Source organism: Spirochaetota bacterium (assembly GCA_030154445.1).
Lineage (GTDB): Bacteria > Spirochaetota > Brevinematia > Brevinematales > Brevinemataceae > Brevinema_A.
The window spans coordinates 1-15336 of record JAGUQW010000006.1; the positions used below are offsets into that span (position 1 = coordinate 1).

12 protein-coding genes are annotated in these 15336 nt (G+C 29.4%); all 12 read left to right on the top strand.

All coding sequences use genetic code 11. The annotated features are described in order from the left end of the window. Positions 1-414 precede the first annotated feature (414 nt). The 12 genes from KFW21_03245 to KFW21_03300 all read left to right on the top strand — a co-directional run bounded on the left by KFW21_03245 (position 415) and on the right by KFW21_03300 (position 15226). Positions 415-1290, top strand: coding sequence for a cation transporter (locus KFW21_03245; protein MDK2818448.1), 876 nt, complete (start codon positions 415-417; stop codon positions 1288-1290). A gap of 78 nt (positions 1291-1368) precedes the next feature. Next, positions 1369-2430: a hypothetical protein gene (locus KFW21_03250; protein MDK2818449.1), complete on the top strand. Its 1062-nt coding sequence runs from the start codon at positions 1369-1371 to the stop codon at positions 2428-2430. A 202-nt stretch (positions 2431-2632) separates the two neighbouring features. Further along, on the top strand, positions 2633-4039 hold the full coding sequence (locus tag KFW21_03255; protein ID MDK2818450.1) for a flagellar hook-length control protein FliK: 1407 nt from the start codon (positions 2633-2635) through the stop codon (positions 4037-4039). A gap of 94 nt (positions 4040-4133) precedes the next feature. Then, positions 4134-4682, top strand: a complete 549-nt coding sequence (locus tag KFW21_03260) for a hypothetical protein (GenBank protein MDK2818451.1) — start codon at positions 4134-4136, stop codon at positions 4680-4682. 65 nt (positions 4683-4747) lie between these two features. Continuing rightward, a complete protein-coding gene (gene flgE, locus KFW21_03265) occupies positions 4748-6121 on the top strand; it encodes a flagellar hook protein FlgE (protein MDK2818452.1) in 1374 nt (457 codons plus the stop codon). Positions 6122-6172: 51 nt separating this feature from the next. Next, positions 6173-6427 carry a flagellar FlbD family protein gene (locus KFW21_03270; protein ID MDK2818453.1) on the top strand — a complete coding sequence of 85 codons (255 nt, stop codon included), beginning with the start codon at positions 6173-6175 and terminating at the stop codon, positions 6425-6427. Between the two features lie 48 nt (positions 6428-6475). After that, a complete protein-coding gene (locus tag KFW21_03275) occupies positions 6476-7204 on the top strand; it encodes a motility protein A (GenBank protein ID MDK2818454.1) in 729 nt (242 codons plus the stop codon). A 24-nt stretch (positions 7205-7228) separates the two neighbouring features. After that, positions 7229-7972, top strand: a complete 744-nt coding sequence (locus tag KFW21_03280) for an OmpA family protein (protein ID MDK2818455.1) — start codon at positions 7229-7231, stop codon at positions 7970-7972. A 50-nt stretch (positions 7973-8022) separates the two neighbouring features. Continuing rightward, positions 8023-8949, top strand: a complete 927-nt coding sequence (locus tag KFW21_03285) for an FAD-dependent oxidoreductase (protein MDK2818456.1) — start codon at positions 8023-8025, stop codon at positions 8947-8949. A gap of 117 nt (positions 8950-9066) precedes the next feature. Then, positions 9067-11340: a lytic transglycosylase domain-containing protein gene (locus tag KFW21_03290; protein MDK2818457.1), complete on the top strand. Its 2274-nt coding sequence runs from the start codon at positions 9067-9069 to the stop codon at positions 11338-11340. A 134-nt stretch (positions 11341-11474) separates the two neighbouring features. After that, a complete protein-coding gene (locus KFW21_03295) occupies positions 11475-12491 on the top strand; it encodes a hypothetical protein (GenBank protein ID MDK2818458.1) in 1017 nt (338 codons plus the stop codon). A 29-nt stretch (positions 12492-12520) separates the two neighbouring features. After that, positions 12521-15226: a DUF3553 domain-containing protein gene (locus tag KFW21_03300; GenBank protein MDK2818459.1), complete on the top strand. Its 2706-nt coding sequence runs from the start codon at positions 12521-12523 to the stop codon at positions 15224-15226. Positions 15227-15336 lie beyond the last annotated feature (110 nt).

Genomic DNA, 15336 nt, shown 5'->3' on the forward strand with positions numbered 1-15336 from the left:
ATACTCTTTAGGGGGGAAAGTAGGTACTACCAGATTTTTATTTTTTTTATTTATTTGATATGTGAATATTGGAATATATAAAAAAAATAAAAATTTATAACTTATATGATATGAAAAACCACCTGTATAAGGTGGTTTTTTTTTGTGCTAATATGAAAAATTGAAGACAAGCAATATTTTCTTTTGTTATGTATTGTGAATGAGATAGAAGTATGTTATACTTTATATTCAAAAGGAGTGCGAATGAATTATCTATATCCATTATGTTTTATTAGCATTTCTTATCTCTGCCGTGATGATTGGTATATTCTTGCCATAACTACTCTTTATTAAAAAAAATATCCTTCGCTCTCTTGTGTTCTTGGTCTGTTAACTTATTATTGTTAATAATATATAAATATTTTGGAGAATATTATGAATATGGAAAGAATAGGTATAAGTGTTTCTATTTTAGGAGCAATAATAATGGCAATTTTTGGTTTAACAATGGCTTATTTAACCAAATCTGATGCTATTTTACTAGATGGAATGTTTAATTTATTATCGGCTTTTTTGTCTGTTGGAAGTTTAATAATTTCTATGTTTGTTACAAAAGGTTATACAAAGCATCACCCTATGGGCTTTTATGCCTATGAATCTTTTATGATTTTTATTAAAGGACTTTTTATTTTAGGATTAGTCGTGATGTCTTTGCATAGTAATATCACCGTATTATTATCGGGAGGTAGAGATCCTAATATCGTAGGAATGATTACTTATGCTATACCTGCGTTGTTGATAAATTTGTTAACCTTAGTAGCTTGTTATCTAACACATAAAAAAGCAAAAACAGAATTATTATATGCAGAGTTTTCTGCCTGGAAATTGAATGCGCTTATTACAGGAGTAATAGTTATAGCATTAGTGATAGTTTTCTTTTTAAAGAATACTTCTTTTGGATGGATAGATCGTTATATTGATCAAGTGTTAGTGATAGTTTTATGTATATTAACGATTACAGATCCTATTAACCTTATCAAAAATTCTTTTAAAGAATTAATGTTAAGAGCTGTAAATAATACATTTACAGAAGATATTAACTTATTAATAAAACAACAATTCAAATCTGATAGTTTTAATTTGGAAGATATATCTGTATCGAAGCTTGGAAGAGGCACATGGATAAGTATAGATCTTAGTGTTTTGGATAAGACTTTATCTTTAGAAGAATACATCAACTTTCAAAATAGTATTAAAAAAATATTCTCTCAAAAATATTCTAATATTGAAGTCTTTTTTAATTTTATATAAACATTATAAAATTAGAAACAGATTTATGCTTGTGAATTATATTATTCATGATATACTAAAATATAAGGAGAATATATTATGAAAATATTAATAATAGTAATATTGTTGTTATCAGGTTGTGGCAAACAAAAAAATGAATTCTTAATATCAGAAAAATTGTGGAATGAAATTTTTCCACAAAGATGGGGAGTTGGTGAAGAATGGAATAAAGTATATCCAATATTAGATATTTACTATCCTGCAATGAAAGTAGATTTTTTTTCTTATAAAAATTTTATAGCAGCATTAACAGAATTAAAATCTATTAAATTAAAAGAAATTGCTTCTAATGGAGTAGTTAAAGTTTTTAGAATAGATATGAAATCTAAAAATCTAGAATGGGAACTATTATACACTTATAGTGGCTTAGGTACTTATGAGAAAGAAATTAATTTTGATCATTTTATTAATAAACCAGGAGCTACTAAAAAGGATCGTTTAAGAGAATTAGCTGCTTTTTTAGGAAATATTTCCCACGAAACAGGTGAAGGGAAAGATACAAGTGCTATGGCTTTATTTTATAGAGAAGAGTTGTTTTTTGAAAGATTTCCAGATTGGGGTATGCCAGGGCATAATTATCAAGATATTACCTTTACTAATTTTCCTCCATCACAAGAACCTTGTTTATATGTAGAAGGTTCTCAAAAATATGGTGAAGTGCGATTTCCTATGAAATCATATCATGGAAGAGGTCCTATTCAATTATCTTGGAATTTTAATTATGGAGCAATGAGTGCAGCTGTTTTTGGAGATAAAATGATTTTGTTAGACAATCCTAATAAATTATTAGAAAATGGGAAATATGCTTTTATGGCTGCTATTTGGTTTTGGATGTTTCCTCAAAATCCAAAACCTTCTGCTCATGAACTGATGTATCAACAAACATTTATACCAACTCATTTATCACAATGGGGTTTTGGGCACACTATTATAATTATTAATGGTAATATTGAAGGAGACGCTGTTGATCAAGGTATAGAAGTGAAAGATCAAACAGTAACTCGTCGCATTATGTTTTATAAAAAATATGCTGATATTTTTGGGATAGATGTTGGTGTTAACGGTGAACAATTAGATACTAAGGGAATGATTGCTTATTAATTTTCAAAAAGATGAAGAAATTATCTAATTATTTAAAGCTCTCTGGATTATTCTAGAGAGCTTTTTCTATTTTAAATTAAGATATTTTTGTGAATATGATAATAAAATTGTGTCTAGATATAATAATTTTTCAAATAATTCCGAAAATTATAAAGGGCGTTTCTAATTATTTTAGAAAGCTTCTTTAATAAAAGAGGTAATTATGATAGAAATGGTAACTTCTGTAAAAACACAAGCTTTGTCTCAAAAAAAACATCAGTCGAAACTTTCGGCTAATAATACATTTCAAGATCAATTAGATAAATCAATTTCTAATCAAAAAAATCTTTCAGAAGAATTACGAGAACAAAAAATATATGATAAAAAAAAAGAATTAGAATCTTTGAAAACAAAAATAAAAGCTTTGAAAGACGAAAAAAATGAAAGTTTGGACGCTAAAGAACATAATAAATTATTAGAAACCCTTGCTCCTTTAGAAGAATTGTTAGATTTTTTACAGAATATGATCGAAAATGTTGATTCTGTAGAAGAATCATCTGTAATTAAATCAAGTACAGAATCTGTGGATTTGTTAACATGGATAGACACTGTAACAAACTTTATAGAAATTTCTGCTGACGAGATTTCTAGTACAGGTGTTTTAAATGATACTAGTTATTTTTCGGCACAAAAATTTTCTTTTTTATTAGAAAATATAGATGATCAGCCTGATCTATTATTACAAAAAAATGATCTAACGACTATGAATACAATGATGAATATTTTTGTTGAATCAAATAATATTATTAATAGCTCTATTCAAGACGAGATACTTATGACAGCAATGCTAAATGAAATGGAAGTGATTGAGCCAAGTAAATTAGACATAAGTCTTTCTGAAGAAAATATTTTAAAAAAAGATCTTACAATGAAATCTTCAGAATTTAATATGAATAAAGATGATTCCTCTGATAGTGATCCCAATAATATAGAGCAAAAATTAGCTATTAAAGATCTAAGAACAAAAAGTGCTAATCCATTAAATGAAGCAGTAGAACAATCTTTTAGTTTAGAAAATATAGATAATGTAGTAATAGCTACAGAAGCCGAATCTACAACTAATACAGAAATACAATCTTCAAAAAATTCTATTAACAATGAACACACGACTATTGCTCAAAAATTATATACTTCTTTGTCATCTTCCGTGTCAAGAGTTCAAGTAGAAGCTTTGATGCAAAATATGGCAGGTAGAATGTCCATCTTATTACAAGATGGTAAAAATGAGCTTAGGATGAAATTGACCCCTCCAGAACTAGGTCAAATGAAATTATCATTTATTACACAAGATAATATTATGGTAGGAAAAATAGTTGTTGAAACCTTAGAGGCGAAAATTTTTTTTGAGCAAAATTTGGATAATCTTAGAGAAAGTTTAGCACAATCTGGGGTGAAACTGGGAAATATAGATATTGATTTGGGATCGCAAAGTGATTTTTCTTCTGATATGAAAGATGAATCAGAGGGTTTTTTGCAAGCAGTTAGAACAAAATCATTAGATAATAATATAGAACAACAAACAGAACGAAAATCAATGGTGCGTGATTTGTTAGTTGATTTCACGGCTTAAATAATAAAGAATCTTACTTAGGGAATTAAGAAAGAGAAAGGAGCAAAATATGATTGGTGCAGTAGCAAGTGGTTTACCAACGACTATTTCAGATATGGATAAGAGAGTCTTGGATCAAAATATAAATACTTTTAACACACAATTAAAAGAAACTCAAAAAATAGTGAGTAAAAACTCTCTTGGAGAAGCAGATTTTCTCACCTTATTGGTAACACAATTAAAAACACAAGATCCAACCAAACCAATGGATGATAAAGCTTTTATTGGTCAAATGGCACAATTCACTTCTTTAAAACAAATGAGTTCTGTAGCTGATAATCTCAAAAATTTCACTAAAGAATTTGATTTTACAAAATCAGTATCCTTAGTGGGTAAAGATGTTGTATGGACTGATGAAATGGGTAATATGAGTGAGGGAAAAGTTGATTCAGTTCTTATGAAAGATGGATTTAGCTATCTTAAAGTAAATAATCAAACAGTATCACTCAAAGAAATTACAGAAGTCAAAAACACAGAATCAGCTCTTATAAAAGCTACAGCAGAAAATTTACCAGAAAAAAATAATGAAACAGTCTCTTTTAAAGAAAATATTGAAAAAGCTACAGTAGAAATTAGTGCAGAAGAAAATTTACTAGAAGATTAGTATTCATATAAATAATAATTTAGAAAAATAAAATATGGTAGAATAACTACCTATGGAGAAATTTAATGTTAAGATCATTGTATTCAGGTGTATCAGGTCTTCAAAATCATCAAACAAGAATGGATGTTATTGGTAATAATATTTCCAATGTGAATACCACAGGTTTTAAAAAGAGTCGTGTAACTTTTCAAGATATTTTATCACAAACAACATCTGGTGCTGCTAAGCCATCAGAAACTCGTGGTGGTGTCAATGCGAAACAAGTTGGTCTTGGTATGAGTGTGGCCGCTATTGAAACACTAATGACTCAAGGTTCTATGCAAACAACAGGTAAAAATACAGATATAGCTATTACAGGTGAAGGATTTTTTGTTGTTCAAGAAGGTGATCAAACATTCCATACAAGAAATGGTAATTTTATGCTTGATAGGGATGGAACTCTTGTAAACTCTAATGGTATGAAAGTTCAAGGTTGGACATCTGAACTTTATCCAACAGGAGAATACATGATTGATACAGCAGCCCCTGTGGGAGATTTGAAAATAGAACCGGGTCAAAAAGTAGAAGCTAAAGAAACTGCTGGTGTGAAATTTAGATCAAATTTAGATGCTAATTCTGCTATATTACCAGAAACAGCATCTGCTGCTGAAAATATGTTAGCAACGCATGGTACTTCTATTGATATCTTTGATCCTTACGGAAATAATATCAGATTATCTTCTAATTTTAAAAAAAATGAGTTGAATTCATGGCAAATGTCTTTAGCTATGACTAATGAAGATGGTACAGTATTAGAAAATGTTCAAGTTAGTATTAATGGTGCGAAATTAGATACAAATAATGTTTTAGATCTTTCTTTTAATACTAATGGAACATTAGCTGGAGCTACAGAAGCTGCTGGAGCTGCTGGGGATACTCTACAAGAAGGGCAATTAGTAGCAACTGTTACTTACGATCATCCTGATGGAACACAACAAAGTTTCAACTTAGAGCTTGGAGAGGTAGGAAGTGTTAAAAATTCTATTACTCAATTTGCATCACGCTTTACAACAGAAGCTTATTTCCAAGATGGAAATACTATGGGTTATATGGAAAGTTTCAATATCGATGATACAGGTGTTATTACCGGAGTAATGGATAATGGTGTTCGTCGTCCTTTAGGTCAATTAGCTATGTCATCATTTACTAATGCTGCAGGTCTTGAAAAAGTTGGTAACTCCTTATATATGAGTTCTAATAACTCTGGAGATGCTATGATAGGTGAATCTGGATTGATGGGAAGAGGTTCTTTATTTGTTGGAGCTTTAGAAATGTCTAATGTGGATCTTGCTGAATCATTTACAGATATGATAGTAACAGAAAGAGGCTTTCAATCTAATTCAAGAGTTATTACAACAAGTGATAACATGCTTCAAGAAATATTATCTCTCAAGCGTTAATAAATTTTATAGTACAATAACAAGTGTTATTTTGTAATAATAGGAATATATATGATAGAGTTAACACGATTAAATGATACAAAAATAAGTATAAATCCTTATCAAGTAGAAATGATGGAGAATAACCCAGATACTGTTATTATAATGAACTCTGGAAAAAAATATCTAGTAAAAGAAAAACCAATCGACATAGAAAAGAAGTTTTCAAATTTTTTAGCTGGAAGTATTTATAAGGCTATTGTTCACTCTAAAGGGATAGTCGATAAAAAAATATCTCTATATGGTACGGAAGAGAAAGGGGAGTAAACTATGGAAAAAGGATCAATAATAGGCATTTCATTATGTGCTATCTTAATGTTTGGTGGAATGTTTATTTCTGCTGGATCTTTAAGCCCATATTGGGATTTGACTTCAATTTTTATTACTATTGGAGGGTCAATTGGAGCAACTTTACTTGCTAATCCATGGGGAACTTCTATAAAAATGGGTGCATTATTTCAATTAGCAATGAAAAATCCTGAAAATGAAGTAAGATCATTGATTGATACATTATTAACTTTTGGTGAAAAAGCTCGTAAAGAAGGAGTTTTGTCATTAGAAGATGATGTTTCTGAAATTCCAGATCCATTTTTACAAAAAGCAATTCGACTTGTTGTTGATGGAACAGATCCAGAAGTTGTAAAAAGAATTATGTATAATGAATTAGACAAATTAGATACGCGTCATCAAAGCTATTCACAATTATTTGCAGATTGGGGAGCTTATGGTCCAGCTTTTGGAATGATTGGAACATTGGTAGGACTTATTGCTTTACTTGGAAATCTTTCTGATACAGCCGCGTTAGGTTCAGGTATGGCGGTAGCTTTAATTACAACAATGTATGGATCTATTCTTGCCAATTGGATTTGTATACCTATAGCATCAAAATTAAATGTTAATAATAGTGGTGAGGTGCTCATGAAAGAAATTATTCTTGAAGGGGTACTTTCTATACAAGCTGGTGATAATCCGGCTATTCTTCGTGAAAGATTGAATTCATTCTTAGGTGCTAACGAAAGACGCGGAGATAGTGTAGAAGAATAAGCAAAATATTAAAGAGGCATAATTATGGCTGAAGGTGAAAAAAAATGTCCCAAGTGTACAATTGGTGCTCCTGCTTGGATGGCAACTTATGGAGATATGGTTACCTTACTTCTTACATTTTTTATTGCTCTTATGGGAACACAAGTGCCGGAAGGTCAACAAGTTCAACTTATTTTATCAGCCTTTGATGGAAGTTTAGGGAATCTTGATGGAGGAAATACTCTTTCTCAAGGAGTTCTCGCAGATATGGGTGCTAGTGTCGAGAGTTTACCTTCTTCTACACAAGGAAAAGGACTTGCTCGCCATATTTTACAAGTTTCTGATTTGTTCAAACCTGAGATTAAATCTCAAAAAGTGCGGATTGATGAAACTAGTAAAGGCTATAAAATTACTCTTGCTAGTGATTTCTTTTTTCAACCATCTTCTGCTACTATTGATTATGTAGAAGGAGTCTCATTATTAAGAAAACTTGCAGGCGCTTTACAACAAGGATCTACCAATAGTAGATTGGAAGTAATAGGCCACACAGATGCTGGAGCAATTCCTCCTATATCAAAATTAGCCGTTCGATATCCATCAAACTGGGAATTATCTGCAGGAAGAGCAGCAACAATAGTTCGTTATTTCATAGATTTTGGTTTAGCTCCTGAAAGATTTTTTGTAGAAGGTCGAGCTGAATACGAACCTCTTGAATCTAATAATACACCTGAAGGTAGAGCTTATAATAGACGCGTAGAAATTTATGTAACTGTTGACAGAGATAGATAAATTTTAGTACAATATAAGTAAATAGAGTGCTTAAAAAGGATGAGTTCATTATGAATGAAATTAAAGATTTAATTATTGTTGGTGCTGGACCAGCAGGTATGACAGCAGCTCTTTATATAGCTCGTACTGGGAAATCTGTATTACTTTTTGAAAAACTAGCAGCAGGTGGACAAGCTGCGTTAACGCATAGTATCGACAATTATCCTGGATTTGAAGAAGGGATTAATGGTATGGATTTGTCTGATAAAATGCGTCAACAAGTAGAACGATTTAATGTGATTTTTGAATATGATAGTATAGAATCTATTTCTCAAGATACTAATACTAAAATTTATACGGTTATCTCAGGAATGGGTAATTCTTTCCATGCCAAATCTGTCTTGATTACTTCTGGGACAACATCCAAACGACTTGGGGCAAAAGGAGAAGATAAATTTTTTGGAAGAGGAATAGGAACTTGTGCTGTATGTGATGGTGCTTTCTACAAAAATAAAATTGTTGCAGTAATTGGTGGTGGAAATTCTGCTCTTGAAGAATCATTGTATTTAGCTGATATAGCAACAGAAGTATATATTATTCATAGACGAAAAGAATTTAGAGCGGATCAATTCATACAAGATAGAGTCAAAAATCATCCCAAAATCAAACTCATTACAGATACAGTGGTAGAAGAATTTGTTGGTGAACAAAAACTAAATAAATGTATTGTTAAAAATATAATAACAAATAATGTGACTGAATTAATACTTGATGGTGTTTTTTTATATGTAGGATTAGATGCGAATACAAGTTTTCTTGATTCTCAATATAAAGACAAAAGTGGATTTATTGTTGTTGATATGGATAATAGAATAAACAAAAATGGTTTGTTTGCTGCAGGCGATTGTTGTGCAGGTACTATAAAGCAAGTTATTATAGCTTGTGGAGATGGAGCAAAATCTTCTTATAGTATTAATAAATATCTCAGTGAAATATAAAATAAATTAAAAAAAAGCCTTATTACTTTAGATAATAAGGCTTTTTTTCACCTTGCCATAATTATATTATTGTAGTATAATTATAATAATAAATATAAAGATAAAAGGAAATCAACAATGATACAACGGTTACAAAAATATTTTGTTCTAATGTATTTAATGATATTTTTAAGTGCTGCTCAAGATATTTCTGATATAGCACTAGATGTAGTACAAAATGTTACAGGTACATCTAATTATATAATTTCAGAACTAGATATTAGTAATATAGAAAGTACCCCTATAGTTACAGAAGAATTAAATAATACACCAAACAAGGATTTACTAGAAGGTGAAGTGCCCTTGATGATGAAGGAATTTCAAAATATTATGTCTCTCTATAATAAATCTCCATCTGATGTTTTACAAAAAATAGATCTTTATCGAAGACTATTAGTTCGGCTAAATAAAATGGAAGTTAATACGGAGTTTCTTGTTGGGCAGAGAGATTTGATGAAGAGTACTCTTCGTTATCGCTTGGGTATCAAAGAGACAGCGGATAAAGATGTTCATCGATTAGTTGTAACTTCTAAAATAGCTAGTGTTAGAGAAGATGCTATAAAAATGTTGATATCTTTTGCTTATACAGATGGAAACAAACAAAAAATAGAATCTTTTATGAAATCTTATGGATCTTTTGTTAGTTCTGAAATAAATGCTTATGCAGATATTATTGTATTATCTCTTGAAAATAAAAATACTATAGAAGAGTCTAATTATTTGTTAGAAAATATAGTGTTAGCCCCATTATTATCTTTTGAACACGATGGTTTTAGTATACGTGTATTAAATAATATTCAAGATAATTTATCAGTTCTAGATCTTCACAAATCTATTAATTTTTCATTATATAATGAAAGGACAGACATAGCATTATATTTGATGAGAATCCTAATCAAAAAACAAAATGTTGATCACAACACTTTAGTTACATGGAGTCAAAAATTAGGTTCTTATGAAAGGGATCTTTTTGAATTTGTTAAAATTTATCAAGGTAGATCTAGTGTTTATAAAGAATATGTAGAATTTTACCAAAATCGAATAATTGCCAAAAACAGAGGAAGGCAATTCCATCGCAGATTGTATGCTTATAGAGGGGAAAGTAAAGCACCTTATAATTCATCCATGTCGCAACAAATACTTGATGAGTATGTGAAAGGTTCTGTTGAACCAGAGTATTTAGAGAAAAATGCAAAGAGATCTTTTAGAAATTTTCTTGCTTATAAAAAATATGATATTCTTATTAGCTCAGCTCAACAAATGCGTGAAAAAATGGGTGTTGACAATATTTCTCCTTATATTAATTTTTGGGAATCGTATTCTCTTCTTAAACAAGGGTATACGAATGAAGCTATTCCATTATTAGGTGATATTTTGTCAGTTGCACCAGAATCTTATTATGGAATATTGGCTCAAAAAAAACTAAAATATATATTTTCCCTTATACCCTCAGCTTCTAATAAATATTTTTATGAATTAAAAAAACAAAGTGCTAATGACAAAAAATCTCTCTTAGCATATGCACATGTACTATATTATATAGGAAATCGAAGTGCTAGAGGATATGCTGAAAAAATTTTTTTACAAGAAGGATTGATATTTTCTAATGTAAAAAAAACACCAACATCTTCCAAAAAATATTTAATAGAAGCTTATCTTGAATTGGGACTTATTAAAAACACGAGACAAATAGCATATAATGATGATATTAAAACTATTTATGGACAAGATGTAGTGCTTTTTAACTATTATAAAAAAATGAATTATATATCAGGAATAATGGATCTGGTTACACAAAGAAGTCATATGATTTCCAAAAGAAATAGTTATACTATAGGCAAAGAAGCTTTGCAAATATATTTCCCAACCCCTTACCAAGAATATTTTTTAGAAATATCTGAAAAAAGTGAAAGAAAAATGGATAATTATTTACTTTATTCTGTCATGCGAACAGAAAGCTTTTATAAAGAAAATGCATATTCTCGAGCAGGAGCAAGAGGGTTAATGCAAATTATGCCTGTTACTGGTAAATGGCTGGTAGATAGATATTTACCTGAATTACAAAAATATTCTTTATACACACCTTCTATTAATATTTACTTAGGTTCTGTATATATGTATGATAACATTCAACGAATGGGATTTTTACCTGCTATAGCAGCATATAACAGTGGGCCAACATTTGTAAGAAATTTATCAAATAAATATCGTCCTCAAACAGATTTAGAATTAGTTGAGATACATCCTAAACAAGAAACTCGTAATTATGTAAAAAAAGTGATAGAAAGTTATACAAGATATTCTTATATTTATAATAATAAAAAAACTCCACTCTATAAAAATTTATCTTAAAATTAACTAACAAAAAGTGCTTGTTATAAAATATATAATAGCACTTTTTTTATTTTAAAAAAATAATCTTGATCTTTTTTATAAAAAATGGTATAATATATAATGTGCAAATCATTGATTAAGGGGCACTCTTAGTGTCAGATTTTTCTAAAGAAGAAAAGAACATTCTTCAACACTTAAAGGCTGGTCGCTGGACTGATGTAGAGCAAATCGCTTTTGCTATTGAAGGTGATTCAGTAAATATTGAATTACGAGATGATGTCTTAAAAATTACAAGATTTTGGCAAAAACGCTTAGACCTTTTTATATATGATGATGAACATTCTGGGAAAAAGTTATTTGCAGAATGGGAGCATTTTGTAGATTTTTGTTGTGAATATGGTATTAGAGAGCCTGTTATTTTCTTAGCAACAAAAAGTTTTGTTCTCAAGAAAATTATTGATTTTTTAACAAAAACAAGTAGAGAGAAAAATAATACTTCAAGAGAAACATTGGTTTTTTTGGCTTACGCCTTTTATGAAGCGGAAATGATAGATAGAGCAGTGGAAACTTTAGAATTCATTTTAGGTCGTTTCCAAGATGAAAATGATTCAAGGGTATATACTTTATTAGGTGATCTTTATGCGGAGATCTATTCTGATAATCACCCCAAAAGAGATCTGGCTGTTATTATGTTTAATGAATTATTTTTAAAATGTATTAATGATGTTGATATTAATAATATTGAATATCCTGATATTCAAAAACTTGCTCAAGGTGTTAGAGCGGATCATTTTTCAGAGGATGAAGTCAAATATTGGATTCCTATTTATGGATATCTTTATGGTGGTTTGACAGTTAGACGAAATCTTCGGTATGAAGAATATAAAAAATTACAAGATCTGATTTCTTCTTTAGAGGCAGATGTAAGAGAAAATGAAAATATAGAAATTCTTGTTCCTAAGTTATTAAATGTTTATTTTTGGGTTTTTGATTATTATATTTATCAAATGAAAACATTGGGTGGGGCAACACAAATTTGTCGTAGAGTATTGGAGTTACTTGCTATTCTATACCATGTACCAGGATACGAAGAATCTGTATACAAATTAGGGTTACATGCTGAAAAAGTATTGGATATGCTTTTGAAAACTGCTCAAAATTATAAATAAAAATAAATAGCCTCCGGAGGCACTACAATATGAGTAATAAATTCGCTAATAAAAAAGACGACTTTCTTTTAGATATACAAGGGAAATTGAACGAGGAAAAATGGACAAATGTAGCTCTAGAATCTTATAGTGTGAAAAATCTTGTTGAGCTCAATTCTTTTATTGAAACGGCTGTAAATGGATCTTTTTTAGATGAGTTGCGTGTGATTTGTAGAGATCATTTGAAAGAGGCTTCTAATAGCGTGATGGCTTTATATATTGTTGGAGCTATTTCATTACAAGAATCAGCTATGGATGATTCCTATTTACCATTACTCATTAAAAGTTTTTTAGAAATTAATAAAACTGCAGTAGTTCAATTTTTATGTGAAAAAATTCTTATTTATAGAGAACATAAATATGCACTTAGAACATTAGAACAAATTTATAAAGATACAGACGATCAAGAGTCTCTTTTCTCAATTAAAAAACGCTTAGTATTGGTTGATAGTTCAGACGCTGCCAATGCGAAATTATTAGGTGAGTTTTATGAGAAAGAAGATACTGATTTAGCGATGTTCTATTATCGTCTTGCTATAGAGAGATTTATTGCAATGCGTAATCTTCGTATGATTGAAGCTATATGGGATAGAATTATTTTTTTATATCCAGAAGATACCAAGTTAATCATTGCTATTGCTAAAAAAATTCGTGAAGCAGCAAATGATGAATATGTAGCTACTTTAGTGTTTAGTAATGTTGTAAAAACATTAATGAAAGCAGAAAAATTCAAATTAGTATTACCTGTTGTTAAATTTTGTGTTGGCTTACATTCTTCTGAAAAAACATATAGAAAAGCATTGGAAGATTGTTATAGAGAAATATATAAAGACCATCAACAATTAGATCATTATCTCAAAGCTGCTGCTATAGGACAGAGTTGGAAACCTTATCGAGAAGCAATCCGATTTTTTGAAACACATATTGCTTTTGATGAAGGATCTTTTGTTTCTCATAAAAGTTGGGGTTTAGGGCAAGTTAAAACTATTGAAAAAGAAAGAGTTGTCATCAGTTTTGAAAATAAAAAAGATCATGAAATGAGCTTGATGATAGCACTTAGATCCTTAACTGTTTTAGATGAAAATCATATTTTGTTATGGAAAACTAGAAAATCTGAAGAATTAAAAGCAATGCTTGAAACTAATCCTCTAGGTGTTATTGAATTAATTATGCGTAGTAATGATCTTGAAGATATTAATTCAAAAGATCTTAAAGAGGCTATTGTTCCAGAATTACTTACAGATAAAGAATGGACTCGTTGGTGGTTGAGAGCTAAAAAAGTGATGGAATCATCAAATACAATAGTACCAAGTCTTCAAAAAAGAAATGTGATTGAACTTCGTGATACCGAAAGATCTGTTGTTGAAGAATTAATCAGTAGATTTAAAAAAACTACAAACTTTGATAATAAAGTTTCTGTAGCACTTAATTTTATTGATAGAGGTGGGGATATTAATATTCCATCTGCTCAAGCTGTTGCGCAATATTTTTTAGAAATTTTAAATTCTCAAACAGAAGCTTCTGATAAAAAAGTTATTTCACTAACTATTTTAACTCTTGCTAAAAGTACAGAAGTAGAAGAACATTTTGCTGATATTTCTTTAATTAATGGTATCAAAAATATTGTTGATTTTTACTCTGATTTAGATGTTAATCTACAAAAAATATTCTTACGCTATATTCAAAAATCAGAAGAATGGGCAAATTTCTATTCTGATATTATGTTAAAAACACCATTGGCAAAAAATCATAATTCTATGTTAATAGAATTAGTTACGCATAATAAATGGGAAAATATTAATAGTATTTTCACATATGTTTTAACTCATTTCCAAGAAAAACCTGAATTTTTTATTTGGGTCGCACGATATGTTTTAGATGAAATGAATGATGAGTTAGGAAAAGCAATTAGAAATGAAGAATTTGTATTAAGAATGTTAACTCTGGTTGATATTTTAAATTCTGAAATCAGTGTTAAGACATCATTAGCAAAAAATAAAAAACTACTTTCTCAAGTAGAAGAATTCTTGTTTAAAAAAGATCTTCTTGGAAAAGTTATTGAAGAATCAGATGAAAGTACAGCTCAATCATTATTTGCTCTTCTAACATCAACGATTACTTTTGATAAAGAACATAAAGAAAGTTATTTAGAACAATTAAATGCAAAATACCCTCAATTAAAAGTTGAAAAACCAAAAAATACTATAATTAAAACTAGACATCCTTTCTTAGTAACAAAAGGTTCTTATAATAATAAAAGGAAAGAATTGGAAAACATTGTCAATGTACAAATTCCTGAAAACTCACTTTCTATTGGTGAGGCAATGGAAAAAGGAGACCTTCGAGAGAACTCAGAATATAAAGCAGCACTTGAAAGACAAGATCAATTAAAAGCTACTCTTATCAAATTAGAAAGTGACTTAGGGCAAGCTAAAATTATTGATAAATCAAAAATTAAAACAAATAAAGTTGATGTGGGTATAAAAGTAACCTTAGAAGAAGAACAAGATGGAATAGTGAGTTATCAAATTCTTGACCAATGGGCAGTAAACTTTGATAAAGGAATTATTTCTTATCACTCTCCATTAGGACACTCATTACTTGATAAAAAAGTTGGTGATAAAGTTCGTTTTGAATTTAATGGAGAAGTCAAAAACTTTAAAGTTATAGAAATAGAATTAGCTGATTTTGAATAAATGTAAATAAAAAACTCCCTCATTATGAGGGAGTTTTTTTTGATAAATATTTTTTATACTTGCATTTTATCAATAAAAACTTTATAATATGACAATTATAATTTGTATAA

Excerpts from the sequence above, each read along its gene's own strand:
- KFW21_03245 (MDK2818448.1), top strand. The coding sequence starts at position 415 with ATGAATATGGAAAGAATAGGTATAAGTGTTTCTATTTTAGGAGCAATA.
- KFW21_03250 (MDK2818449.1), top strand. The coding sequence starts at position 1,369 with ATGAAAATATTAATAATAGTAATATTGTTGTTATCAGGTTGTGGCAAA.
- KFW21_03255 (MDK2818450.1), top strand. The coding sequence starts at position 2,633 with ATGATAGAAATGGTAACTTCTGTAAAAACACAAGCTTTGTCTCAAAAA.
- KFW21_03260 (MDK2818451.1), top strand. The coding sequence starts at position 4,134 with ATGGATAAGAGAGTCTTGGATCAAAATATAAATACTTTTAACACACAA.
- flgE (MDK2818452.1), top strand. The coding sequence starts at position 4,748 with ATGTTAAGATCATTGTATTCAGGTGTATCAGGTCTTCAAAATCATCAA.
- KFW21_03270 (MDK2818453.1), top strand. The coding sequence starts at position 6,173 with ATGATAGAGTTAACACGATTAAATGATACAAAAATAAGTATAAATCCT.
- KFW21_03275 (MDK2818454.1), top strand. The coding sequence starts at position 6,476 with ATGTTTGGTGGAATGTTTATTTCTGCTGGATCTTTAAGCCCATATTGG.
- KFW21_03280 (MDK2818455.1), top strand. The coding sequence starts at position 7,229 with ATGGCTGAAGGTGAAAAAAAATGTCCCAAGTGTACAATTGGTGCTCCT.
- KFW21_03285 (MDK2818456.1), top strand. The coding sequence starts at position 8,023 with ATGAATGAAATTAAAGATTTAATTATTGTTGGTGCTGGACCAGCAGGT.
- KFW21_03290 (MDK2818457.1), top strand. The coding sequence starts at position 9,067 with ATGATACAACGGTTACAAAAATATTTTGTTCTAATGTATTTAATGATA.
- KFW21_03300 (MDK2818459.1), top strand. The coding sequence starts at position 12,521 with ATGAGTAATAAATTCGCTAATAAAAAAGACGACTTTCTTTTAGATATA.